General features: G+C 51.3%; 25 protein-coding genes. 14 read left to right on the top strand and 11 right to left on the bottom strand.

Features of this window, described 5'->3' with window-relative positions:
• Window positions 1–18 precede the first annotated feature (18 nt).
• The 3 genes from AXF13_RS08075 to AXF13_RS08070 are packed head-to-tail and all read right to left on the bottom strand — an operon-like array spanning window position 19 to window position 3,649.
• Window positions 19–810, bottom strand: a complete 792-nt coding sequence (locus tag AXF13_RS08075; protein ID WP_062252435.1) for an AbiEi antitoxin N-terminal domain-containing protein — start codon at window positions 808–810, stop codon at window positions 19–21.
• A 14-nt stretch (window positions 811–824) separates the two neighbouring features.
• Window positions 825–1,301 (bottom strand): topoisomerase DNA-binding C4 zinc finger domain-containing protein, encoded by a 477-nt coding sequence (locus AXF13_RS15960; RefSeq protein ID WP_083522017.1) that lies wholly within the window; start codon window positions 1,299–1,301, stop codon window positions 825–827.
• 35 nt (window positions 1,302–1,336) lie between these two features.
• Window positions 1,337–3,649 carry a DNA topoisomerase gene (locus AXF13_RS08070; protein ID WP_062252433.1) on the bottom strand — a complete coding sequence of 771 codons (2,313 nt, stop codon included), beginning with the start codon at window positions 3,647–3,649 and terminating at the stop codon, window positions 1,337–1,339.
• A 108-nt stretch (window positions 3,650–3,757) separates the two neighbouring features.
• On the opposite strand from AXF13_RS08070, the gene AXF13_RS08065 reads away from it, so the two are divergent.
• The 5 genes from AXF13_RS08065 to AXF13_RS08045 all read left to right on the top strand — a co-directional run bounded on the left by AXF13_RS08065 (window position 3,758) and on the right by AXF13_RS08045 (window position 7,575).
• Entirely contained in the window at window positions 3,758–4,210 is a 453-nt protein-coding gene (locus tag AXF13_RS08065) for a type IVB secretion system protein IcmW (RefSeq protein WP_062252432.1), read from the top strand.
• 4 nt (window positions 4,211–4,214) lie between these two features.
• A complete protein-coding gene (locus AXF13_RS08060) occupies window positions 4,215–4,712 on the top strand; it encodes a hypothetical protein (protein WP_062252431.1) in 498 nt (165 codons plus the stop codon).
• 36 nt (window positions 4,713–4,748) lie between these two features.
• On the top strand, window positions 4,749–5,669 hold the full coding sequence (locus AXF13_RS08055) for a hypothetical protein (protein WP_062252428.1): 921 nt from the start codon (window positions 4,749–4,751) through the stop codon (window positions 5,667–5,669).
• Window positions 5,636–6,214, top strand: coding sequence for a hypothetical protein (locus AXF13_RS08050; protein ID WP_150116117.1), 579 nt, complete (start codon window positions 5,636–5,638; stop codon window positions 6,212–6,214). The genes AXF13_RS08055 and AXF13_RS08050 overlap by 34 nt, the downstream gene beginning before the upstream one ends.
• 623 nt (window positions 6,215–6,837) lie before the next feature.
• Window positions 6,838–7,575, top strand: a complete 738-nt coding sequence (locus tag AXF13_RS08045; RefSeq protein ID WP_062252424.1) for a DNA-methyltransferase — start codon at window positions 6,838–6,840, stop codon at window positions 7,573–7,575.
• 274 nt (window positions 7,576–7,849) lie between these two features.
• Here AXF13_RS08045 and AXF13_RS08040 read toward each other — a convergent pair whose 3' ends face one another.
• Both AXF13_RS08040 and AXF13_RS16640 read right to left on the bottom strand, forming a co-directional pair.
• Window positions 7,850–8,551 (bottom strand): hypothetical protein, encoded by a 702-nt coding sequence (locus tag AXF13_RS08040; protein ID WP_062252423.1) that lies wholly within the window; start codon window positions 8,549–8,551, stop codon window positions 7,850–7,852.
• A gap of 87 nt (window positions 8,552–8,638) precedes the next feature.
• Window positions 8,639–9,550, bottom strand: coding sequence for a site-specific integrase (locus tag AXF13_RS16640; RefSeq protein ID WP_150116116.1), 912 nt, complete (start codon window positions 9,548–9,550; stop codon window positions 8,639–8,641).
• A gap of 129 nt (window positions 9,551–9,679) precedes the next feature.
• Here AXF13_RS16640 and AXF13_RS16635 point away from each other — a divergent pair, with 129 nt between their 5' ends.
• From AXF13_RS16635 to AXF13_RS08010, 5 genes are all read left to right on the top strand, one after another.
• Window positions 9,680–10,207: a hypothetical protein gene (locus AXF13_RS16635; protein ID WP_150116115.1), complete on the top strand. Its 528-nt coding sequence runs from the start codon at window positions 9,680–9,682 to the stop codon at window positions 10,205–10,207.
• Between the two features lie 2 nt (window positions 10,208–10,209).
• Window positions 10,210–10,647, top strand: a complete 438-nt coding sequence (locus tag AXF13_RS08025) for a hypothetical protein (protein WP_062252418.1) — start codon at window positions 10,210–10,212, stop codon at window positions 10,645–10,647.
• Between the two features lie 105 nt (window positions 10,648–10,752).
• Window positions 10,753–11,943 (top strand): hypothetical protein, encoded by a 1,191-nt coding sequence (locus AXF13_RS08020; RefSeq protein ID WP_062252416.1) that lies wholly within the window; start codon window positions 10,753–10,755, stop codon window positions 11,941–11,943.
• 143 nt (window positions 11,944–12,086) lie between these two features.
• Window positions 12,087–12,857 (top strand): hypothetical protein, encoded by a 771-nt coding sequence (locus AXF13_RS16630; protein ID WP_150116114.1) that lies wholly within the window; start codon window positions 12,087–12,089, stop codon window positions 12,855–12,857.
• 48 nt (window positions 12,858–12,905) lie between these two features.
• Window positions 12,906–13,760 carry a DNA cytosine methyltransferase gene (locus tag AXF13_RS08010; protein ID WP_062252412.1) on the top strand — a complete coding sequence of 285 codons (855 nt, stop codon included), beginning with the start codon at window positions 12,906–12,908 and terminating at the stop codon, window positions 13,758–13,760.
• Window positions 13,761–13,805: 45 nt separating this feature from the next.
• Here the strand turns inward: AXF13_RS08010 and AXF13_RS16625 are convergent, their stop codons facing one another.
• Window positions 13,806–14,684 carry a hypothetical protein gene (locus AXF13_RS16625; protein WP_150116113.1) on the bottom strand — a complete coding sequence of 293 codons (879 nt, stop codon included), beginning with the start codon at window positions 14,682–14,684 and terminating at the stop codon, window positions 13,806–13,808.
• A gap of 289 nt (window positions 14,685–14,973) precedes the next feature.
• Here AXF13_RS16625 and AXF13_RS08005 point away from each other — a divergent pair, with 289 nt between their 5' ends.
• Window positions 14,974–15,330 carry a hypothetical protein gene (locus AXF13_RS08005; RefSeq protein ID WP_150116112.1) on the top strand — a complete coding sequence of 119 codons (357 nt, stop codon included), beginning with the start codon at window positions 14,974–14,976 and terminating at the stop codon, window positions 15,328–15,330.
• Window positions 15,331–15,374: 44 nt separating this feature from the next.
• Here AXF13_RS08005 and AXF13_RS08000 read toward each other — a convergent pair whose 3' ends face one another.
• The 5 genes from AXF13_RS08000 to AXF13_RS16615 all read right to left on the bottom strand — a co-directional run bounded on the left by AXF13_RS08000 (window position 15,375) and on the right by AXF13_RS16615 (window position 19,089).
• Window positions 15,375–15,779: a hypothetical protein gene (locus tag AXF13_RS08000; RefSeq protein WP_150116111.1), complete on the bottom strand. Its 405-nt coding sequence runs from the start codon at window positions 15,777–15,779 to the stop codon at window positions 15,375–15,377.
• Window positions 15,780–15,987: 208 nt separating this feature from the next.
• Window positions 15,988–17,313 (bottom strand): type II toxin-antitoxin system HipA family toxin, encoded by a 1,326-nt coding sequence (locus AXF13_RS07995; RefSeq protein WP_062252406.1) that lies wholly within the window; start codon window positions 17,311–17,313, stop codon window positions 15,988–15,990.
• Window positions 17,314–17,322: 9 nt separating this feature from the next.
• Window positions 17,323–17,676 (bottom strand): helix-turn-helix domain-containing protein, encoded by a 354-nt coding sequence (locus AXF13_RS15955; RefSeq protein WP_083522016.1) that lies wholly within the window; start codon window positions 17,674–17,676, stop codon window positions 17,323–17,325.
• A 190-nt stretch (window positions 17,677–17,866) separates the two neighbouring features.
• The gene (locus AXF13_RS16620) at window positions 17,867–18,307 is read right to left on the bottom strand and encodes a hypothetical protein (protein ID WP_150116110.1); all 441 of its coding nucleotides are present in this window, start codon (window positions 18,305–18,307) and stop codon (window positions 17,867–17,869) included.
• Between the two features lie 8 nt (window positions 18,308–18,315).
• The gene (locus tag AXF13_RS16615) at window positions 18,316–19,089 is read right to left on the bottom strand and encodes a hypothetical protein (RefSeq protein WP_150116109.1); all 774 of its coding nucleotides are present in this window, start codon (window positions 19,087–19,089) and stop codon (window positions 18,316–18,318) included.
• A 280-nt stretch (window positions 19,090–19,369) separates the two neighbouring features.
• Between AXF13_RS16615 and AXF13_RS07965 the strand changes: the two genes are divergently transcribed.
• The 3 genes from AXF13_RS07965 to AXF13_RS07955 are packed head-to-tail and all read left to right on the top strand — an operon-like array spanning window position 19,370 to window position 20,910.
• On the top strand, window positions 19,370–19,831 hold the full coding sequence (locus AXF13_RS07965) for a nucleoside 2-deoxyribosyltransferase (protein WP_083522015.1): 462 nt from the start codon (window positions 19,370–19,372) through the stop codon (window positions 19,829–19,831).
• A 39-nt stretch (window positions 19,832–19,870) separates the two neighbouring features.
• Window positions 19,871–20,458: a DUF6036 family nucleotidyltransferase gene (locus tag AXF13_RS16610; protein ID WP_150116108.1), complete on the top strand. Its 588-nt coding sequence runs from the start codon at window positions 19,871–19,873 to the stop codon at window positions 20,456–20,458.
• A complete protein-coding gene (locus AXF13_RS07955; RefSeq protein ID WP_150116107.1) occupies window positions 20,440–20,910 on the top strand; it encodes a hypothetical protein in 471 nt (156 codons plus the stop codon). The genes AXF13_RS16610 and AXF13_RS07955 overlap by 19 nt, the downstream gene beginning before the upstream one ends.
• Window positions 20,911–20,944 lie beyond the last annotated feature (34 nt).

Below are 20,944 nucleotides of genomic sequence, written 5' to 3'. Positions count from 1 at the left end.
AAAATCAAATGAAAGATTTTATTTTACAAAATCACCATGCTGATTCTGAATATTCATGGTCGATCTGCCGTGTAGCGGAAACCAAGTTCGGTGTGGATCTTCCCCGGGTAAAAACTTGCTTAAACTCTCAAAAAGTTCGATCCGGCCATTATTGGCGAGACTCTCCGCAAGCTTTTTTAGAAACTGAAGGCGCATCGGAGTTGGAAAGGCACTTTGCAAAAGTCTTGTCAGTATTTTTTCCTTGAGGGGAGCAATATTCAAAATGAAGTTCAGAAGCTCAGTAAAATTTTTCCGGGTAAGTTGTGTTTCCAGTAAGGCGCGCTCCGGTGAGGAGACTTGGTATGCCAAACCTTCCGCAGTGCAGAAAGTCGTGAATGTATCTGGCACATGAAGTGGCAAGCGATTGCAGTAGCACGAAAAGGACGCGGACGATCCCGTTAATTCAATTGACAAACCAGCCAGGCATTTAAACCAGGGCGGAAAAGGTTTGTCCTCGTCCACATGAAAAAAGACATAAGGCGTGGGAGAAACGGTAAGGCGACCCTCAAGGTGGAGAAAAAATGCCGCGAGCCCCCCAAGGAAATACAATGGTGTCGTTACGGAACTACTGCGCTGAAGGGCATAGAGGCCATGCTGCCAGGAGAGGCGGTCCTCTCCTCTTGCATAACCCCCATAACCAACAGACTGTATGACATTTTGCTTCACAGCAGCGTGAATCAGGCGCTTGCTTATGCCACCCCTTTCCAGTTCCGACAGAGAGCGAATGACCCCACGTGGCCATTGTGCGAGATAATTTTTCATATCAGCCATAGACCCTCCTGAAGCTAGAAAACGGGTGCTCCGCCTTTGTCGGCAAAAAAGTGAGGCTGGTTGTCACTGTGCTTTTCAGATTCGAAACAACCAAAACACATGTGCCCCTTGTTGGGTCCCTTTTTTACCCTGAAGTATTTGAGATTATTGCGGCATTCCGGACAGGTAAACGTTCCTTTGGCTTCTGGCAGAGGAGGAAGCCCCTGTTGTGGATTTCCTTCATTATCGAAAAAGTGAACCTGCCCATCAGCATGCTTTTCCTTTACGTAACAGGCGGTGAACGGCCCGATGGCGTTAACTCCGTAGCGTAAATAGCTGTGACATTCCGGGCACTGTTTAAGCAGAGGCTGGCCCTCCACGTCATCCGCGGTGAATGCGCAATCAGGGTATTTGCTGCAGCTCCAAAACGTGCCCCGGCTCCCGGATTTGAGTCTCAAAAGTGCGCCGCACTTGGGGCAGGTAGGGCAGGCGACGTCAGCTGGACTTCCCATACAGACCTCTTATTTCTATTTATACGCTAATAGCATTAATCAAAGACTGGCACGCCATTGTTATCCGGGTAGAAATTGGTTTTTTTCCGTTTATGCTTCTTGGCGTTTTCACAGATATGCCAACGGCGTTTGTCTTTGCCTTCAATAAATTTTAGCGGCTTGTCGCATTCGGGACATCTGAATTCGCCTTTCGCTTCAAGCCGCTCCCGCGGTGGGCCGGGCTTGCCGTTCTCATCGGGGGCGGTAAATTTACAGCCGTCTTTGAAACCGGAACAGCTCCACCAAAAACCGTAATTACCCTGCCGCCTGACGAGAGGTTTGCCGCAATCCGGGCAGGAAAATTCGGATGAAATTTCCGCCTTGGGCCGCGGCTTGCCCGGTTTGCCTTTGACATCATCAACAATGTATTCACAGCCCTCAGTCGGACAGATCCAAAAGATCTTGCCGTTCTTTTTACTCTTGACCCTTCTGAGATTAGTGCCGCAATTATTCGGGCATGGGTATGTCTGGACGGTCACTGACAGCGTGGGATTGCTTGAGAAGAGGGCGTCGATGGCCGGCTTTAGAGATTTCGCGTACTCTTCGAAAATGGGACCGGGCTCAAGCTTACCGTTGAACACGAGTTCCAGCTTGTTTTCGAGCAAAGCTGTCATCCCGATATCCTTCATACCGGGAGGAACTAAATCTATAAGCTGTTCACCAAGGGCTGTGGGCAATATTTTATTGGCCTTAACCTCAATATAGCCGCGGTCCTTCAGAGATTTATAAATACCGGCACGGGTAGCCTCAGTGCCCAAGCCTTCAACGCCGCGCAGGGTGGCCCGCATCTTGGGATCCGTAACAAATTTGTGGGCCTGCTTCATGACGCCGATAATTGAGCCCGGCGTAAAGTAGGGTGGTGGGGTCGTTTGCTTTTGCTCTGCTTTAACCTCTGAGCATTTTACCTGGTGTCCTTTCTGAACGATGGGTAGGCCTTGGTCCTTTTCATTGTCGTCAGCCTCCTTGAATGCCCCTTTCCAGCCAGGTTTGAGGCAGACCCGTCCATGGGCCTTCCAGGTGAACTCATTAACTTTCACCAGAATGCTCTGAGTTTCATATTCTTCCGGCGGATAAAACTGGAGAAGGTAGTATGTCGCGATCAGCTTATAGATTTCAGAGTTAATGCCTTCAATTACGGAAAAGTCCGGCTTTTGGCTGGTAGGAATAAGACCATAATGTGCTTCGACTTTACTGTCGTCGAATGCCTTGCTTCTGAGCTTCGGATTTGCCTCCCGGGCAAGTTTTTGCAAACCGCTCTCATTGCAAGCGGCCAGGCCGGAAATGATCTCCGGGGCTTCGGGGAACTGCCCTTCTGGAATATAGGGGCAGCCAGTGCGCGGGTAGGTGGTGAAGCCATCGTCATAGAGTTTTTGCGCAATGGCCAGTGTTGCCTCAGGTTCCAGTCCGAATTTCTTGTTTGCCATTTCTTGAAGTGAGCTCAAACAAAGCGGCAATGGGGGATCTCCCTTCTGCCCCTTTTTTTCCACGGCAATGACTTCGCCGGATTGCCCTTCACAAGCTGCTTTGACTGAAGACGCATACTTGGGACAGACGATGCGCCCTTCGCTGTCGACCCCTGTAGCGTCCTTATCCACAATGAGGGAGGAAGAAAATTTTCCAGATCCGGCATCCATGGCCGCCTGCATAACAATGTATGTCGTTGGCTTAAAATTCTGGATTTCTCTCTTGCGCATAACAATCAGGTAAAGCAGTGGAGTCTGAACGCGGCCAACTGTCATGAGAGTATCTATGCCAAGTTTTCTGCCGAAGACCGTCAGTGCAACAGTATGGTTGATACCCGCGATCCAATCTATCTGGCTCCGCAGACGGGCAGCCCTTGTCCATGTCGCAAAATCCCGATTGTCCTTGACGTCGGCTATGGCCGCAATCAGAGACTTTTCGTCATTTCCTTTGATCATGATCCGCTTTGTTGGGCCGTTCCACTTAAGTTGCTCAAGGATTTCATCAATGAGCAGATTCCCCTCACGGTCAGGGTCGCCGACACTGACGACAGTCTCAGTGTCGGCAAGCAGTTTCTTTATGACCGCCAGCTGTTCGCTCATGGATTTTTTGGGCAAAATAACAAAGGGAGAAGGAATGAGAGGAAGGTTTTCCCTGGCCCACGGCTTGAAATTTTTATCGTAAAAAACAGCCGGGGCATTTTCATACGCATGCCCGGCCGTCCAGGTGACGACATCACCATTGGAAATAAAAAGGCAGCCGTTCCTGGAAGACACACTGCCGAGAAGAGGGGCAATCTGCCTGCCTACTTTGGGTTTTTCGCAGAGAAAAAGCCTTCGGATGCGCATGAAGAGGATCCTCCTGAGTTCGCGTCAGATGAACTGCCGCTATAAAAATTGGTTTACCTAATGCTATTTGTATGTCAATAGAAATTTTTAGGAGTTTAGGAGAAGGCCATGGATACGAGCGCTGCTGACAACCTAAAGGGGAATCTCCCACTGTCTCTACCTGTGGATATTAGGGGGATCATCTCAAGGGTTGAAGAGACCGAGAACTGGGTGTCGAGTTCTTCCGTTTTTTTGTCCGGACAAAAAAATCTTTTCTATCTCTTGTCCCGCCTCAGATCCCAGTTGTCCCAAGAAGATTTTTTGAAGCACTTTGTTGTTGTTACTACCTTCAGCTCCTTCAGGGACGGGCTTGCCCTCATGCGTATCCTTTCCAAGCGGCACGAGGACCATCTCCAACTTTTTTTGGCACGCGCACTGAGCGGCATGATCCCTGAAGATAATCTCTGTTGGCGGGCCCACATGTGGCGGATACGCTATTTAACAGCCATTAATGTGCTTGCCAGAGTCTTCGACGAACAAAGAATTGAGCGGGTGAAGGCGGCTCTAAGCAAGGAGGATTAGCGGTATGAAAGCGGCATTGGCAATGGCTTTGGCATTCTGCATGCTGTTGGGAAGCGCGGCGCCGGGACTGGCCTTGGATCCTGCCTGCGGCGACGGTTCCGTGCCGAAGGGCGTCTGGCCGAACTGTGACCCCTGCGCGGGCGCCGGTGCCGCTGCGGGAGTCAGGGAAAAAGTTCAGAGGCTGCGTGACAAACTGGACGATTCGGTGCAACCGGAAGGTTTTGATTTCGTAAAGAACTGTATTGCCGATTTGGAAAAGATATTTTTTGCCGATATTGGCCTTCCAAGCCTGGAGGATCTTTTGGGCGCGTTGTGCGTGGCAACGCGCCTTGCAACGCAACAGGCGGTGGACAAACTTAATCAGAGCATGAATGTTTCCTATTTGGGCGGCAGCATTTCAGCTAATGTTGGTGTATCGGGCGGTAACAGTGCTGGAGGCATCAAGGTGAGGGACACATCGGCACAGGCGCGAGCAGCAGCTGCCGGGATGCTCAGGCGGTAGCGTACTTTTCAAAATTTATTTTTCAGGTAAACTGACATGATGAAAAACGGCTCTGACACACTGAAAAAAATATTGATTTCCTGCCTTGAGCAAAAGTGTCGGCCGGAATTTTATCTTGGCCTTGATACTGAGCCGGGGAATGCTCCTGACGCTGATTATTGTGATTTTGAGCAGGGTATACATGAACGGCTGCAGAAGGCGGTCAAGTTCATGCTTATAGAGTCCTGCGGTTCAAGCAGTCAGGTAACCGACTTTATTCCCACGCTCCTCAAAAGATACAGGGAAGATTTTTTCGGACTAGACGGGGCCGGCTTGGCGTTCCTTTATGAATGGGGAGTATCGCTGAGTTGGCTTTTGTTTGGCCGGGGCAGCCTCAGCAGGCGCGCTTGGAATGTACCTCAAAGTCTCATTAAAAGTGGGCCGGTGGGGGCCAATGATCTGGAATCTGTCCGAATCCGGTTCGGTTGGGATACGCCTGAAACCTTATGGTGTTTCAATTGGGGATCGCGGCAAAATAATCGTTCGAAAAGCGTGCTGATCCGCCTTCTGGCTTCCTTGCCGGTTGTTCATGTTATGCCTGAGATGCCTGATATGATGGAGCTTTTTCACCGTTTGGTTACAGCCATCCGGCAGCTTCCTCTGGATGAAATTGAGGCCGAAGACTGGCTCAAGGAAGCACTGGGGCGCATGCAAAAGTCTCCCCACCTTGTGCGCTTGCTGCTTTTAGCGAACCAGGCTCAATTCTCCTCCTGGAAACTGAAATCTCGCCAGCCAAAGATTTATACCTTCCGGATTGCCTATTTTCTGTCCCGAAGTCTTGATGCGTATGGCACTTCAGCGCTGCTGACGTATTTACGGGTTCTTCATGCTGAGGCTTTGCACCTGGGTTTCAGCGGATTTGACGAAGTTGTGCGTGAGAAAACATGGCTCAAAACAAAGAAAAAAAACAAAGCATAACAACTAATCTACTGACTTGGCAGATCGTTTCCACTGCCGATGAGCCGGAGATCGTGGCTTCGCCCGTGCCAGTATCCGGGCCGGGACTCCCGCAGGATTTTTTTACCGGGATTTACGGCTACAACGCGCAGGCAAAGGTTTCCGCGGCATTAAATCTCGCGGCTCAGGATCATGCCTTCTTGCGCTTTTATAAGGTCAACATTGCCAATGCCGGAAATTTTGTGGAGCCGGGAACCGCGGATACCGGCCTGACCCTGCGTGTAGCCTATGCCATGAAAAAAGCGCTCCGGGTCAGACTTGAGGCAGCGCTTGGACTCCAAATCAGCCTGTTGGATGCTGTGGATCAGGATCCAGAGATACTGGGCAGCATTTTTTCCCTGGATGGTTTTGAGGGCCTGCAAAACATCATCTGGGCGGCTACCCGGAATTTTGGAAACATCCCTATCCCACTGTATTTCTGCACAATCAGGGATGCATCCCGTGTTTTGAATATTGAGCGGCTTGATATGCCGAAAACCTTGCCGGTGGATGTGCTGCGCGGATAGGGGACTCACTCCCCTCTTTTTACGGAGCACAGGGCGAAGGGGAATCCATGTCCGGCTTCAATGAAAAAAGAGAATTTTGTGCTTCTGTGTGCGTTGCCAGACGCGGGGAAAAAAATGTGCTTATCGAGCTTTCCCCAGCTCCGATTTATGGCGGCCCCGAGGGTATGTTTCGAATCCGGATCGGGCGGCGGTGGGTAAATCTTCCCACAGGCGGGAAAAAATTCTTTACGCCTGAGTCCTTGGCCACTGGGCCGCTTCTGGAATCTCTCCTAGGGAGTGCCGCAACCTCCTCACCAGCCGTTCCTTTCGATCTCCCGAAAGATACCCGCGTTACCGTGTGTAAGTGGGGCACGGACGACATGCCGCGTTATTATCCAGGATGGACCGTCATGCCTCCAATTCAGGGCATGGACGGTAAAGTGTACGTTGCCGTGACGTATAACGGGAAAAGGGAATTTCTCCCTTTCGAGGACATAAGAATCGTCGAATCCCGGAGGGGAAGTCGCTCCCATCTTTACGAGTCAAAAGATCCATAGTAGCTTCTCCAACGGCAATTCAGCCAAAGTTCTGCGGATCTTGCATCCCAACTCCGAGCCCCCAGATGGCCATCGGAGCTTGTGGAAATGTCTTTTTTCCCGTCTTTGTCCCTGTACCAAGGGGACTGCTTCAAGATTCTCCAAACTCTGCCCAACTTCAGCGTCGATATGGTCCTTACGGATCCGCCGTATGCCAGCGGGGGGCAATCGACTTCGGCGCGCCAGAATGATCCCGCCCAAAAGTACCAGACCTCGGGAACCAAACGCACATATCCTCCCATGCTGGGGGATAGCAAAGACCAGCGAAGCTGGGTGACCTGGTGCACACTTTGGCTTTCAGAATGTTGGCGCATCGCCAAGAACGGAGCGCCATTGCTGGTATTCTCGGATTGGAGGCAGCTGCCGGCATTGACAGATGCGGTGCAGGGAGCAGGCTGGACATGGCGGAGTATTGTGGTCTGGAACAAGAATTCCTGCCGTCCCATGATCGGGAGATTTCGCCAGCAGGCTGAATTTATTGTTTTCGCCAGCAAAGGGCCATTTATTGCCACAACCAGGCAGTGCCTGCCTGGGGTGTTCAGCCACTCTGTCGTTGCCGCCAAAAAAGTGCATCTGACAAGCAAGCCCGTGGAGCTTATCCAGGACTTGCTCATGATCAGCAAAGAAAAATGCGTTGTACTAGACCCATTTATGGGAGGTGGAACCACTGGAGTGGCTTGTATGGCAACGGGGCGCCACTTTGTCGGAATCGAGTTGTCGGCACAATACTTTGAGATCGCAAAAGCACGCATCGATGCGGAAGCCCTGAGCAAGCAGGCGATATGAAAAGCGGCAGCCCTGGTAGGGCTGCCGCTAAGAGGAACAGGCGCTGAAAGGAGGAGGCCCACAGCTGCCTGGATCGCCGTAACGATCAAAATCCGATCTGCTCACCCGCAGCCGGATTTAGATCCCGTGCGACCCAAAAAAAGTAGCATTGTCTTTGTCGATTTTCAAGAAAAATTAAGTGAAAAATTATATTTTTCTAAAACAGCGGGAGGAAGGGGGGGAGTTCCGCGAATGGGCAGACAGGAGGGATAGCGCGGGACTCATGACGGCCTGCTCACCGGAGATTGGTGCCTCTCCAGATAGCGCGTCCAAGGACGTTGGCTTCCGAGAAAAGCATGGGTTTGAGCACACCCCTCCGGTCAACGCATAAATACTGTTCGTTGAACTGCACGCTGCCGCAATATATGCGCAACATATTCTTGCATTCAACGATGAAAAAAGCACCGGGCCAGAATTGCTTATCGGTGGAATCAACAAGCAATAAATCGCCCTCGTAAAGCCCATACTCAGCTAAAAGTTTATCCGGCACCTTGATGGCAAATAAATCTTCCGCCCGTGTACCCATGGATTGAAGCCAGTTTTTGCGAAAATAGTATTTCCTTTCGATGTCTGAGCCGCGGAGCGGGATGGTCTCGAAATACTCTGGCTCTTCGCCGCCGGACTTTCGCCAAGCCTTTGCCGCGATAGTAAGCTCTTCAATTGAGCTGCCGAGAGATTCGGCAATGTTCTTGACGAGCGTGGCCGCAGCGCGCCGTTTACGTCCGTACAGCGCCTGGGTCACAATTTCAACACTCTCGGCCTTACCGAGTTTGCGAAGCTCTTCCCGTGAATATCCGCCACACTGAGGATTGGCAAGATATCGGAGAATCAGAACTTGAAGCGTGGGCGACGAGTCTGCCGCTAGTTCCCCCCAAGTCCAAGGCGCTCTGGTTTCTTTTTTCGTTTTTGTGGTGGCGGTCTTGTCATCTTCAGCCATGCGTTCCTCCAGAAAGCATTCTGCCCGTATCCCTCCAAAAGAGAATGTTGAAAAATTTCTCATAATTTTTCAAAAAAATCAACAGAGCTAGCCACGAGTCGACGGATGCATACGCACGTTGCGGCGAACGGTGGCTATCTCTTTGGGCGAAATGCGGGGCGGGATCCGGACATGCCCACTTCGCTTACGAGCATAATGGATTGTGGCGGACTCGTCGGACGCATGACCCATGAGCGCAGCTATTTCGGCTGCCTTGAGGCCCGAAGCTTTCATGTCCGCGGCAAATTGGTGGCGCGTGCTGTAGAGGCAGATGTTCTGGCCGGAGCGTGGCCAGAGATGCCGGTTCACATAGTAGAGACGTTTCCGGCAGGCGGCGTAGAATGTATTGAAGTCATTGTCCGATTCTCTCCAGGAATCGAGGTCGACCAAAAAGCGCCTGATAAATTTTATCTCATTTTTGTGCTCTGGAAGCACAAATTCAAGGGTTCGATTCTCGCCGTTTCCTCGAAAGGCATTTCCTTTGGCATTCTTGACATGCAGCTTGAGCCCATGGAGTCGCGCCTTCTCCCATTCGCATGGTCGAAGGCCGGAGGCGACTCCGGCTCTGAGCCAATCACCAATGACATGATCCAGAGGATTTAAAGATCCATCAAGGTATCCCAGTAAGCGAGATAGCCTTTCGGGCGGAAGCTTTTTAATTTTTTTGCCCGAAGTAGCGATCCCATGGAGAGGCAAATGCAAACGCACGTTTCTGATGGACTCCACAGCCTCAATGGGCCCGTTTTGCCGCATGAACCATGTAAGGCTTGCTCTGTATAGACCCAAGGTGCGGCGCGACCATTTTTTCTCCCTTGCGGAATTTTCAAGCCAGTTCGCCACGTCCAGTGGGGCCGTCTGCCAAGTGCGGCCATCGCCGGCATCATGCGCAAACCTTTCCAGGAGGCGCAGCGCGATGCTTCCATACTGTGCTTCAGTCTCTGGGCTTTTAAGGACTTCCATGATTTTATGTTATTTTTGGAAAGATTTTTTGTCAATTTTTGTGAAAAAATTCTTGATTTTTCTATTTTAATTTGAAAAATTTCAAAGTAACCCCTGAGCCCCTGGCGGGCCAACGCCCAGGGAAGCATTATGGAAAAACAAACGGCTCAATTGGCATCAACAGTAACCAGAGCGCGGCGTCTAAGTTTTAAAGGAAGCCGTCACCCCCATGAGCAAGTCGTTTCAGGGTATTATTATTCCGGGATGATAGGTGGTCCTGAAGGCGACCTTCCGATCACCGGGGTCTGCCTTTCAGTCCCGCAAACGACAGCCAGGCGCATGCTGGATCTTAGAAATCAGATACTGCTCTGCCGGCCGCAGCTTAATTTCAGCATTATGTATTCCACGGCAACGCTCGGCATAACATATGGGCTGGAGGACATGGACAGCTTGACGGCGGGTACGTTGAAAGATCCCATTGTGGCTTGGGAGAGGCCGGACATGTCTCGAGAAAGCGATCTTGGCGTTGATACTTCGGAAATAGTTTTTACCCCGGAAGGGGATATGTGGTTTCAGGTTATCTTTGAAGGACCAAGTGTGGCACAGGTTTTACTCGAGCCTGATCTCCTTGAGGAGATAGCGTTGGGGAAGCCCAGACCGCGAATGAGGAGGGGGTAGTCATGGAGCAGTTGCTGACAAAGATCTTCAAAGAGGAGTTCCCGGAAACCCTCTTTCTCTACAAAAGTGAGGGGTTTTCCTTGAATGAGGCCATGTCGCCTTCAGGCCTTCTGCCGGCTTTTGTCGAACAGGCGCTCAGCATGGCTTCAGTGCTCGGGCCCCAGCGTCTTTCGGATGTCACCGTCATACCGGACAGAAATGGTCTTCTCGGCAAGAGGGCCGTATTCGGGCCCAGGGCTTTGCCACAGCTGACATTGCTGTTTTTGCTTGATGCCGGCCATCTTGCGCTCAATGAAACGCTGAAAGCGCGTCCGGGTGCAAAAGGGCTCGTGGATGTTGAAACAATAACTCCTCCCATCATGCCGCATTGTCTGGATTTGCTCCGGGTGAAGCCGGCGGAGATCCCGAAGGGCGCGGATGTCGCTCGGCCCGAGATGTAATTGGGACTGCGCTTTTCCTATTTTTAAGAAAAATTGCTTGATTTTTATAATTTTTCATTCATCGTGGAGCTGGGCCTTTCATTCAAACTTGCATGAGGTGCAAGCATGAAACCGTTTGGACAAACACCGAAGAAGTCCAAGTCCAGTTCCTATCCCGACACCAAACTCCTCCATATCAAACAGTTCGTCATGGAAGACGGAAAGGCGGTGGGCATCATCGGCCAGGCTTATCCCAGCCGCGAACAGATCGAAGTTCGTATGGACATGGAGTGCGAAAAGGCGAAAAACACGGGCCGCAAAGATTTTGAAGCTCTCAGATCCGGCTTCCGGCTGCCCAACCGGGACGTCATGAAGATCGAGCCTGGTGCCGTACTGCGGCTCCCCTGCCACGTGACGGGTGAAGGGCAGGCCGTCACGGAATGGATCAACGTCCTCACCAGAAACGCCGATGAAACCAAGGAGAAGCTCCGCTTTGGCTTTGCCTCTGTGGAGCTTTACACGCCCAAGGCTCTTCGCCAAAAACGCGATGAGATCCGTAAAGAGCTCAAGGGCGCCGTTCCGGACGACGAGCTTGAATTCAACGTGGATGCGCGGATGCTCGAGGTTTGCCAGAACCAGCAGCGCTATGACGGCGCTGTCCGGCTCTATGAGCATGCCGCGCCGATCACGGGGGACTTCGCGCAGGCCATGGAGGGCGTGGCCGGTTACTACGCCAAGGAGCTCTTCAAACCTGTCACTGACGAACTCACGCAGAAGCAATATGAGCGGGCACAGCCCGGACTCTTTATCCGAGCCTTGGATCCTGATGGCGGGGTGGTCGCCGCTCTTGATGTGTCCCCTGCCGAGCTTTACCGGGCTCAGGCCGCCAGCGTTGAGGAGCGCACGGCTGTTGTCGAAGAAAAGATCGCCTCCATCCTGGAGGCATTCCCTGACGCTCAGCTCAATCTTCTGCCATACAGCAGGATCTCCATCAGCAAGTTTCCATTGACCGTGACCGACAATAACTATGAGCTGAAGGCCTTTCGGCGCGCGCAGAATATGAGCTGCGAATACAAAGTCGACCCGGAAGGCGAGCGATACATTGAAGCACGGGCCATGGAGGCTGTTGTCGAATTCTCCAATAACGGCATGGTGTCCAGCTTCTCCGTACCGGAAGGCGCCAAAAACGTCGACGTAGCCCGCCTGGACGAAAAGGGCGGGGAAATGCCCGAATCCGCAACTGAAGAACCTCCGGCTGAAGAATCGCAGGCCCAGGAGCAGCCTGCTCCCCCGCGGAAGCCCAGGCAGCGCCCATAGCATATCCACTTCCCAGAGCCCGCGAGGCCTCTTCCGTTAGGAAGAGGCCTTTTTTGTCAGATCCCAAAAGCAAAAAATGAGCCCAGTTAGTGCCGCAGCCAGCGGAGCAGAAAAAGCGCCGGATGCGGCCATAGGAGGCAATTATGACGCTTCAGTCCCAAAATCCGTTCTTTGGGTTCTATGGCACGATTCGGAGTGATTTGGCCTCACTCGCATGGCCTATCGCAATGGACCTGCTCCGGAAGGAATCAGGAGCACGAGAAGAATTCACCAGGGCATTCCTGGATTCACGGCTGGGTCGATGCTTCGCGGATAACGTCAATGACAATGTCCGCTGTGCGAAAGACCTTACCAGTGCCATACAGCAGGCAATACTCGAGTGTAATTCATGGAAATTACACAGGAGTGATGTTGCCTTGGCAAGGTTTCCAGGACCATCACGTGCGACTCCATCTGTCATAAAAGCAAAAGTATGGTCTGCCGGCCATTACATGGTGTCGGATTTATATAATGAAACGCTTGAGGGAATGCGGAACATATTCGACACTATTCGTTTCAGGCCTGCCTTTGAACAACTACTCTGGGACTATCGTCAACTGGACATCATAAAGCTGATTGACGACATGCCTCAAGATTATCATGGCGTGCTTTTTTCCAGGCTCAGACCTTATAATGATCCTCAAAACCACTTGGTGTTACAGTTTGGTATTGAGCAGGATTCCTTGGTCTTCAAATCGCAACGGGTACGAGATCAAGATGAATCCTGCCCTCTGGCTGAGGAAAAGATACCCCTGCGTGAGTGGGAGAAAGCCCTTATCAGTTTTCGGAACGTAGTGGAAAGACTTTCCATTCCCGATGGGAACGTCACACAAAACGGGGGTTCCGGGCCGAAGAAAGCCCTCAGTCCAAAGTAGTTATGAACACCAACCCCGCGCTTCTGGAAAGCCTCTACGGAGTGTCATATGCTTACGGTTGGAAGTTTGTTCAGCGGTGCCGGCCTGTGCGATCTTGGACTTACCTGGGCCGGATTCAAGCATCTGTTTTTTTGTGAGTGCGATCCCTACTGCCGGGCAGTTCTAAACCGGCACTGGCCTGGGATTCCGATAATTGAAGACGTGAAAACCCTGACTAATGCGCGGGTTCCGCAGGCGGATGTGCTTTGTGGCGGCTTTCCTTGCCAGGATGTCAGTTTGGGAGGGAAACGTGAAGGGATCAAAGAGGGAACAAGGAGTGGTTTGTGGTCTGAGTATGCACGGATCATCGCAGAAATGCGGCCACGCTATGCGATCATCGAAAATGTTCCCGGGCTGCTCTCCAAGGGGCTGGAAATCGTGCTTGGGGACCTTGCCGGCTGCGGGTACGATGCGGAATGGGATATTGTGCCCGCTGCCGCGGCAGGTGCCCCGCACCTGCGTGAAAGGCTTTTCATTGTTGCCTACCCCAACAGTGGTCGCGCTCATCAAGTACGAACGCTCGCTACGCTCCCGCGAAACCTGGGAAACGGCCAGTCATCTGAAATCCTACATGATTGGCTGGGCATACGATTTGACCGGAAAACAAAAAGCGGCGCGCTTTCAGCATACCCCGGCCCCATATTTTATCGAGTGGATGATGGGGCTGCCCAGAACCTGGACACTTTGCCACGGCCCGTCGCTGGCGCACGTAAGACGTTTTGGACATCGCGGGCCCAGGCGAAAGCCTGGGTGCCGGTGATGCGTGCTTTGGCCAATGGTATCTTGCCGCATCAGGCATATGCCATAGGGGCCTGTATTCTTGAAGCTGAAAGCCTGACCGTGGGAAGCCCACCGCGCAGTTAGTTTCCCTGGGACGGAGCCGGAATCCAAACCGGCCCCGTCCCAGATTTATGAGCAGCGTGGAGCAGGCTTTTTCGAAGGCGATAGGCGTGGGAGAAGGGCCTCCACCACGGCATCGCAGGCCTGCCGTGAATCTTTATGTCTGCCAACCCGCATTAGAGGGGCAGGAGGATTTTGTGTTTTGTGCGACTCTCTGCTGCAGCAGACAAGATAGTGTGCGTCTGAAGAGGACGGGGGAAAAATGAAAAAAAACGAACTGCTCCTGTTTTGTTCCTCATTTTTTGTCCACGCGATGAATGCACCTGTGCCAGGATCGGAGTTGAATACCCACCAGCGTTCATTTGTTGAGGGAGACTGTCTTTCGATATAGTCGCGCCAGTAGGCAAAGATAGTGTCGCGCGCCAGTGACCTGAGATCGGAATCCTGATCCAAAAAAACGCAATACTCAAAGAGATCACGCCCCGCCAGGAAAACAGGAGAATCAAAATCATTGCTCACCAGGGATGCCGGACACGCTCCAGCCAGTTCACGTTTTACAGCACTTTCAAGAAGCAGCATGCCGGCGACGCCGATGGCCAAGCGATTCTCACTGTTGTCTTCCAGACTTTGGGCAATCCAGCCGCTGTGCGCGCGGTCTGGGTTAATATGCGGGAAATACCTCAATGGTTTCTCGTTCCGCGGCTGGAAAAATTGAGGTCTATTTTCTCTGAGCTGTCTATTCAAAATATGGTCGGCAGCCGCATTGATGTTTCTGGTCACTAGATGTTTGAAGAAAAGCCGCGAAGTGGGGTTGTCATCAGTTTCAAAAGATCTCTCGTTTATGCGTCCGGCCCTCCAGGCATGCGAAAGCATTCGGGCCATATTGTCGCAGAGATCTTTTTCATTCCGAATTTGTCCTTTAACGATGAAATACAACTCGTTCGACATGGCTGCCCCCAGTGCTCTCAGGGAGCTGGATTGCGCGTCAGGCGTCAAAGGTTCACAACGCACAAAATGTGCAAATAATTTTTCAAGAGTAAAATATTTTTTGACGCCGAGGAGATTCGCCGGAGCGAAGACAGGTACGTCTGATCCTCAAACCGTCATCAACCTGGACGAGATAATATGAAATTTTAGGCATGGTCAGATCCATGGTCACTCTCAAGGTGCTGAGCTGCGCTCTGGGCGGTCAGGTCAAACTTGATTTCCGTTTATCTCGACTCAGGCCAATGGGCCAATGAAGTGGCACTTTTTTGAAAGTAAAGTTTTTTTCTGCCATACTGTTGCCTGGGGTTGCCCCAAGGGCAAGGTTGCCCATACTTCTGGGCTCAGATGGTTTGTGAAAGAGGAGGAAATGATGCCAAGGCCCCTTAAAGATGCTTTGAGCGCGGATAAGCCTTGGGCTTATCTGCGCATGACGCGCAAACAGTACGAGCAACAGCGCATCTGGAAAAAGCTGAATATGCCGCGCGCAAAGTTTGACGCCCTTGTTCTGGAACTTCCTCCTGAGGCTGTGGATTTACTTTTTGAGGAAGCACGGGCAGGCATGCTGGTTGACGCAATTTTTAAGAACGTGAGCGAAGCAGAAAAATAGCATCTAAAGGCGGAATCCCTCCTCTACCATGCTCCTAAAAATTTTTATGTTCCTTTTATGTCAAAAGAACTTTCAATGTTTTTTGCCACTGAGAATCGCAGCATCCTCATTGCAAGCCTGGCACCTTCAAGGTCTGTACGACAGAGTTGACTGTAGCTGGGGGGATATTTTTCGCCATTTTTCCGGCCCCGCTCCATTTTAACGTAAGCCTTGGCTGCGTAGCTGCTGGTTCTGTGGATGAAACCTTTAATTTCCAACCAAAGGCTGGAATTCGTTGCGATCTTTAAGTCCAGTCTTGGCGAGATTGATGCAATCGCAGAAGAGTTTGCACCGCTGATCGCACGCTCACAAGATTTGCGCAGGCTTTCGCCGTACTCCTTCATGACATCAAGCCTTGCATACCTGAGTTGGCCTTCTCGTGAGGCTCTGTAACAGGCATCCATGTTCACGAGGGCACACTCCTCATCTTGTAGAGCCTGCAATAGATTATTAACTGCTTCGGCCAACCCCATATTCTGCTATGACCCCCAGGATTCTTTTTCTTGATTTTATTGAAAAATAATATTTTTCTCAATATCTTTCTCGATAATAAGAAAAAACCCAGCATTGCACTGGGTCCCGTGAGTGTTCATTCTTGGCAGCGCGGACAGCGCCCGGCTAGCCCTGGCGAGGACGGGGGGAAGGGAAGATTTCCTCAGCTGGAGAGTTGTTTAAGTCCTGTGTGAGGGCCAAGTCAAAGCAGTTGCGTAATTCGTTGAAGTGGCGTCGGTCTACGCCGGCTCCAGAATATACCCGCTCCCAGTTTTGTCGTATCGTGCCCCGCACCTCTTCCAGAATGGCTGAAACGCGATCTTCGGAAAGTCCAAAAGCGCGGCCTGCCGCTCGGAGATTAGAGATTGAAGCGATACGGCCTTCAGGGCCAATGCCCAGGTGAAGCATCCGCGCGGAGTCTTCCATCACTGGCTGGGGAACCACATCATACGCGGGAGACAGGTGCCATCTTCGGCTTCCCAGATCAAAAAGGAAGCCGTGATTACGCGCATGGTCATCCGAATTGTTACAGAAAACGTTGAACGCCATCCGTCGATAGAGCTGAGCTATATCTTCGCGCACTGTATCAGCCTGATAGAAGTCACGGCGCATAGCGGTGACAATATCTCCGTAAGAGGTAGGTTCTCCCAGATCCTGGCGCCCGGTCAGGGTCATGGCTGACACAAAAGGGATGCGCTGCGAATGCTTTTGCTTAAGATCACGGTCAAAACGTTGGATAAGGAAAATATCCCGATCTCCAAATACAGTGACTCGTCTGGTTGCCGGCACTTCGATGCCGCAGAGTCCGGCAAGCTCAAGATTGGCCTGCTCAATGCGGCATGTCGGCCATGCCTCGCGCTCTTTGCTGAATTTGGCAATCCACTGTTGGCCGTCCATTTCGACGGAGGCCTTGGGCCTGGCCCCGCCAAGAGCGGAAGAACCACGGACAAAAAAGCGGCGATAACTTGGAGAGAGTGATTCAGCCGCTTCAACCGTATCAGCGGCTTCCAGCATGCCTTCAAGGTCGAGTTCAGTACCGGGAAGGTTGGCAGTCCATTTCGGAACATCGGAAAAAGCCGGGCTTCCCGGATCCAGACTGAAGCCCAGGGCGCCTACACGGTCGGGTCCTGCATAAAGCATGTAGTCGAACTCTGAGAGAGTAAAGCCTGATCCTTCAGCGGCGGTATCAAGCACATGCCTCCCCCAGTCATCAGGGCAGGCGTCACGGATCCCGCCAAAAAGAGTGCCCCCTTCAGGCCCTTCAAAGGTATGCTCTTTCCTCAAGGGCAGCTGGACAGGATCCACAGGAACAGCGTCCTTCCTGTCCAGATATCGGTTTGTATACTCGAAAAGACAGCGGCTGAAGCGTCCGTCTTCATAGTGGCGCAGGCGGCCGGCCAAGATAAATTCCCCGCCAAGGTGCATATGAACATATGCCTCGCGAGCTCTCATGGTCACCCCTTAAAAGTTGTAAATATTTTCTTTGGCAGGCCCGGATTGTCGGCGGTTCAGACCTTCCAGGCGCCTTCGTTCGTATTCAAGCCCAACCATGTCTGTTTCCATGGCCGCAACGGCATCAATATCGTTTTCAAGCTGAAGGCATGTCAGGGCCGTCATTAATGTCCCGAGGCTCACGCCCGGGGCCCCTTTTTCAAGGCGCTGCAGTGTGGCCACAGAGACGAGCATGAGGTCGGCCAGTTGACGGAGAGTCAGTTTTCGCCGTTTTCTGGCCAGACGAATGCGGTGCCCCAGATCCTTCAGCCTGGAGAGGGAGCTAGGGGGCAAAGCAGATATGGCGACGGTATTTCTACTCATAACTTAGTATAAAATTGCATTTTTTACTAAGATATAGTAATTTTTTACTTGGGTCAAATTGGTAATCTTCAAGTGCTGTGGCGTATTTTTGAGTGTGTGGGCACCTCCACGGACGGACCTGAAGGAAGAATCAGCCGTTTCCTGGAACTCCTCAAAAATGGGGGCTGTGACTTTCCTCGCCTCGGAAGGATCACCATGCAGAGGTATAGTGATATCCTGTGTTAGGGCCTGACGGCCAGAGGCGGCGGCCATCCTCGAAAATTTCAAGATGACCGCGGACGTCGTTTGAAAAAACGGCGCAGCATGCCTCAAATTCATCCACAGGATCTATGAGATAGTAGCGAATGTCGGGGCGGGGGCGCATGAAATCGGCACGGTAAAGTGTAGTGTCCCAACCGTGCCGGATCCCAAGCTCCAGGATCCAACTGTGGGTGTTTCTTTCATCAGCGGTAAGCATGGGGAGGGTATCAAGGCGGTGCCCTGCTTCTCCAAGAAGCGTTCTGGCCGTGGTTTTTTCGAAAGCCACATGTCCGCTGCTTTTGGCCAGATCGTGCATTTCGAGGATGAAGTCTTTTCTGCTCTGGCGGCGCTCCTGATTTCTGCCAAATTTTTTAAATTTTATGTCCAACATAGGAACCTCTAGGGCCTGAGGCGTCTTCTGCAGGACTTTTGCGCCGCATCTTCTGTATCTGCCGTTTTCTGATCATCGCATTTTTCAAGCGAAGGCCCCCCAACCACTTTTTCAAGAACCTGTTTGTTCAGATGAACCCTTACGGTGGTTCCCGTATGCTTTTCTTGGGCAATGACGGACACGCCGCAAGGAGCGAATTCAAGGTCATAAGAGTATACGGCCGGAAGGTTATCTTCGGCCAAGTCAGGCCTGGCATTCTTAAAGCTCGGCTGCCATACATTTGGAGGATATTCCTCAAAGTGGCTATCTCTGAATAAAATGCAATCAATCCCAAAATCTGAGGCGTCAAAGGAGAGTTTCTGAGGTGTGAGTACGCCTGTGCTGCTGCGGAGCTTCTCAAAGCGATCCCAAAGGCTTAAAATCCGTAGTGCTGTGGTAGGCGACATTCCAACATAGAGGGGGCCTACATCAGCGAACTCGTTGCTGCAGTAGCCATTGGCCACAGCTCCAGCCCGCGGCTCCGGCAGAGGCGGACCTTGAGTTTCTCGAAGACATTCCAGAAATTCATTGGCGCTATCGTGTTGCGGGTTTTGATATATTGCACGAATTCTGCCATAAAGTTGCTGCGTTTCTTCAAGATTCCGTCGATTTTGTTGCGCACGCATCGGGTAGTTCGCATTATCCTCTTCCATAGCGCAAAGATTAGAACCTTGAAGATGTTCCATCCCCATAAGGATTCTTTCCATGTCTTCATGGGTAAGTTTGTCTATTGTATATGTCATAATTCTTTCCTTTCTTTCTTGCCGCCCATGCACGTACTCGAGAATTTGGAATTTTAATTTTTGGTCTTTGAAAAATATCAAATTTTGCAATTTTGCTCAATTTATTTCTAATTTTCCAAAAAACTTTCTTGATTTTTATGAAATGTAATATTCTTATGATACATAAAGTATAAAATATTCTTTATATAATTTATCTCTTGAAAGGCTTTGGGCCGAAAGAAAAAAGGGACAGAACCGTTTCATCTACAGGGCCATCAACCCTCCAAAGGAGGTCGTGATTATGCGTATTTATCAGGCGGGGCCTCTTTTTTCAGAGGCGGATCGTAAGTGGCATCAGAATTTGAAAGCGATGCTTGCCGCGGCAGGCCACGAACCTATTTGGCCCGGCGATCTGGTGTCCCAGGAAGACGTTGCCCGGTGGGGAAAGGATGCTGTGCGGCAGATTATGGAAACGGATCGCGCTGCCCTGGACTCGTGCGACTTGGTTCTGGCATTGCTGGACGGTGCTCAGGTGGATGATGGCACGGCCTGGGAAATCGGCTATGCCTTTGCCAGGAATATCCCCATTATCGGGATCCGCACGGATTTCCGCCAAGCCGGAGAAACTGCCGGCTCTCGGGTCAATGCCATGATCGAAGCGAGTTGTGTAAAAATTGTGAGGAGTGCTGCGGCAGCTACTGGGGCCTTGGAGTATGTGAAGACGCAGCACGCCAATCTGGCGGCGTATAAATTGACTTCATAATTTATCGAAGCTAGATTTTTTATGACAAGAGAGGTCAAAATGCCAGGCAATTACCATGCTGGGCGTTATTTTGATGCCAGTATGAATATCCTTGAGCAAATAGCTCAAACCGTCGAGGGCTGTTCATATCCTGTGAATGCCTATATTGCCGGTGGCCAGGCTGTAGCCTTTTGGCTTAACGGCTTGAGGATGTCTCTTGACCTTGATGTGCTGTTTTCCCACAAAATGAGCGTTGCGCAAGGGTTACATGCTCTTGTTGTTGCCGAAGATCCACTTGATGCGGAACGTGTGGATTTTGATTATAATTTTAATAGTACATTTTCTCTCATTCACGATGAATACCCGGAGAGGGCCAAAAAAATTGCAACGCTGGGGATGTTGGAAGTGTATGTCCTTGCGCCCGTTGACCTGGCTCTTATGAAACTTTCCAGATTTTCTGATCGTGATCGCAATGACATTAAGCAACTCATTGCTCATGGTCTTCTTGTTCGTGATGAACTCCGCGAGCTTGCTGAATATGCAATCCATGATTATGTAGGAAATATAGATGTGTTGAAGAACACTTTAGACATTGTTCTCGACTGGTTCCCGGTCCAGAAGAAAACGCCATGCCGCTTGCGCCCTTAACCTTTCATGCAGTCTCTTTGGAGAGAAAATTTCCTTCAATGGAGACAGCGTTGGAAGCCTTTTGTAAAGGCCGTTCTGATCTTTCGCCTCGTGAGCGCCAAGCTCTGTTTGCATGCGTTGTTTCCATGTTTTTTCATTGGCGTGCATTCCAGCACATCTCTCTGGACGAATATTTAGTTGTCAGAGCATCTTGCGCCAGGCTGGCCTATGCCTGCCTTATTGCCACTCGAAAAATGGTTTCCGGTCCTCAGAAGGAAATATTGAAGGGCGTATTCAGGAAGATCTGTGGCGCACATACATTGGGGGGCGGTCAGCTGTTCCCGCTTTTTGACGATGCCGGACATGCGGGCAAGCGAAGCCTCCAAGAGGATGAGGATCCTGATGCGCTCTTGTGCGGAATCGCCAACTACGATGTCTGCTATGCTGATATCGTGAAGATGGTGTGGCGTTAGGCAGCCTTCTGGTTTCGTCAGACAAATATGCCAC

Origin of the sequence: Desulfovibrio fairfieldensis (assembly GCF_001553605.1) — a bacterium.
In the GTDB taxonomy this organism is placed as follows: domain Bacteria; phylum Desulfobacterota; class Desulfovibrionia; order Desulfovibrionales; family Desulfovibrionaceae; genus Desulfovibrio; species Desulfovibrio fairfieldensis.
Note: the sequence above shows the minus strand (reverse complement) of the source record. Positions and strands in the feature narration are given on the sequence as shown.

What these genes read in the sequence shown, in the direction of transcription:
- AXF13_RS08075 (WP_062252435.1), bottom strand. Translation starts at nt 810, where the DNA reads ATGGCTGATATGAAAAATTATCTCGCACAATGGCCACGTGGGGTCATT.
- AXF13_RS15960 (WP_083522017.1), bottom strand. Translation starts at nt 1,301, where the DNA reads ATGGGAAGTCCAGCTGACGTCGCCTGCCCTACCTGCCCCAAGTGCGGC.
- AXF13_RS08070 (WP_062252433.1), bottom strand. Translation starts at nt 3,649, where the DNA reads ATGCGCATCCGAAGGCTTTTTCTCTGCGAAAAACCCAAAGTAGGCAGG.
- AXF13_RS08065 (WP_062252432.1), top strand. Translation starts at nt 3,758, where the DNA reads ATGGATACGAGCGCTGCTGACAACCTAAAGGGGAATCTCCCACTGTCT.
- AXF13_RS08060 (WP_062252431.1), top strand. Translation starts at nt 4,215, where the DNA reads ATGAAAGCGGCATTGGCAATGGCTTTGGCATTCTGCATGCTGTTGGGA.
- AXF13_RS08055 (WP_062252428.1), top strand. Translation starts at nt 4,749, where the DNA reads ATGATGAAAAACGGCTCTGACACACTGAAAAAAATATTGATTTCCTGC.
- AXF13_RS08050 (WP_150116117.1), top strand. Translation starts at nt 5,636, where the DNA reads ATGGCTCAAAACAAAGAAAAAAAACAAAGCATAACAACTAATCTACTG.
- AXF13_RS08045 (WP_062252424.1), top strand. Translation starts at nt 6,838, where the DNA reads ATGTCTTTTTTCCCGTCTTTGTCCCTGTACCAAGGGGACTGCTTCAAG.
- AXF13_RS08040 (WP_062252423.1), bottom strand. Translation starts at nt 8,551, where the DNA reads ATGGCTGAAGATGACAAGACCGCCACCACAAAAACGAAAAAAGAAACC.
- AXF13_RS16640 (WP_150116116.1), bottom strand. Translation starts at nt 9,550, where the DNA reads ATGGAAGTCCTTAAAAGCCCAGAGACTGAAGCACAGTATGGAAGCATC.
- AXF13_RS16635 (WP_150116115.1), top strand. Translation starts at nt 9,680, where the DNA reads ATGGAAAAACAAACGGCTCAATTGGCATCAACAGTAACCAGAGCGCGG.
- AXF13_RS08025 (WP_062252418.1), top strand. Translation starts at nt 10,210, where the DNA reads ATGGAGCAGTTGCTGACAAAGATCTTCAAAGAGGAGTTCCCGGAAACC.
- AXF13_RS08020 (WP_062252416.1), top strand. Translation starts at nt 10,753, where the DNA reads ATGAAACCGTTTGGACAAACACCGAAGAAGTCCAAGTCCAGTTCCTAT.
- AXF13_RS16630 (WP_150116114.1), top strand. Translation starts at nt 12,087, where the DNA reads ATGACGCTTCAGTCCCAAAATCCGTTCTTTGGGTTCTATGGCACGATT.
- AXF13_RS08010 (WP_062252412.1), top strand. Translation starts at nt 12,906, where the DNA reads ATGCTTACGGTTGGAAGTTTGTTCAGCGGTGCCGGCCTGTGCGATCTT.
- AXF13_RS16625 (WP_150116113.1), bottom strand. Translation starts at nt 14,684, where the DNA reads ATGTCGAACGAGTTGTATTTCATCGTTAAAGGACAAATTCGGAATGAA.
- AXF13_RS08005 (WP_150116112.1), top strand. Translation starts at nt 14,974, where the DNA reads ATGAAGTGGCACTTTTTTGAAAGTAAAGTTTTTTTCTGCCATACTGTT.
- AXF13_RS07995 (WP_062252406.1), bottom strand. Translation starts at nt 17,313, where the DNA reads ATGAGAGCTCGCGAGGCATATGTTCATATGCACCTTGGCGGGGAATTT.
- AXF13_RS15955 (WP_083522016.1), bottom strand. Translation starts at nt 17,676, where the DNA reads ATGAGTAGAAATACCGTCGCCATATCTGCTTTGCCCCCTAGCTCCCTC.
- AXF13_RS16620 (WP_150116110.1), bottom strand. Translation starts at nt 18,307, where the DNA reads ATGTTGGACATAAAATTTAAAAAATTTGGCAGAAATCAGGAGCGCCGC.
- AXF13_RS16615 (WP_150116109.1), bottom strand. Translation starts at nt 19,089, where the DNA reads ATGACATATACAATAGACAAACTTACCCATGAAGACATGGAAAGAATC.
- AXF13_RS07965 (WP_083522015.1), top strand. Translation starts at nt 19,370, where the DNA reads ATGCGTATTTATCAGGCGGGGCCTCTTTTTTCAGAGGCGGATCGTAAG.
- AXF13_RS16610 (WP_150116108.1), top strand. Translation starts at nt 19,871, where the DNA reads ATGCCAGGCAATTACCATGCTGGGCGTTATTTTGATGCCAGTATGAAT.
- AXF13_RS07955 (WP_150116107.1), top strand. Translation starts at nt 20,440, where the DNA reads ATGCCGCTTGCGCCCTTAACCTTTCATGCAGTCTCTTTGGAGAGAAAA.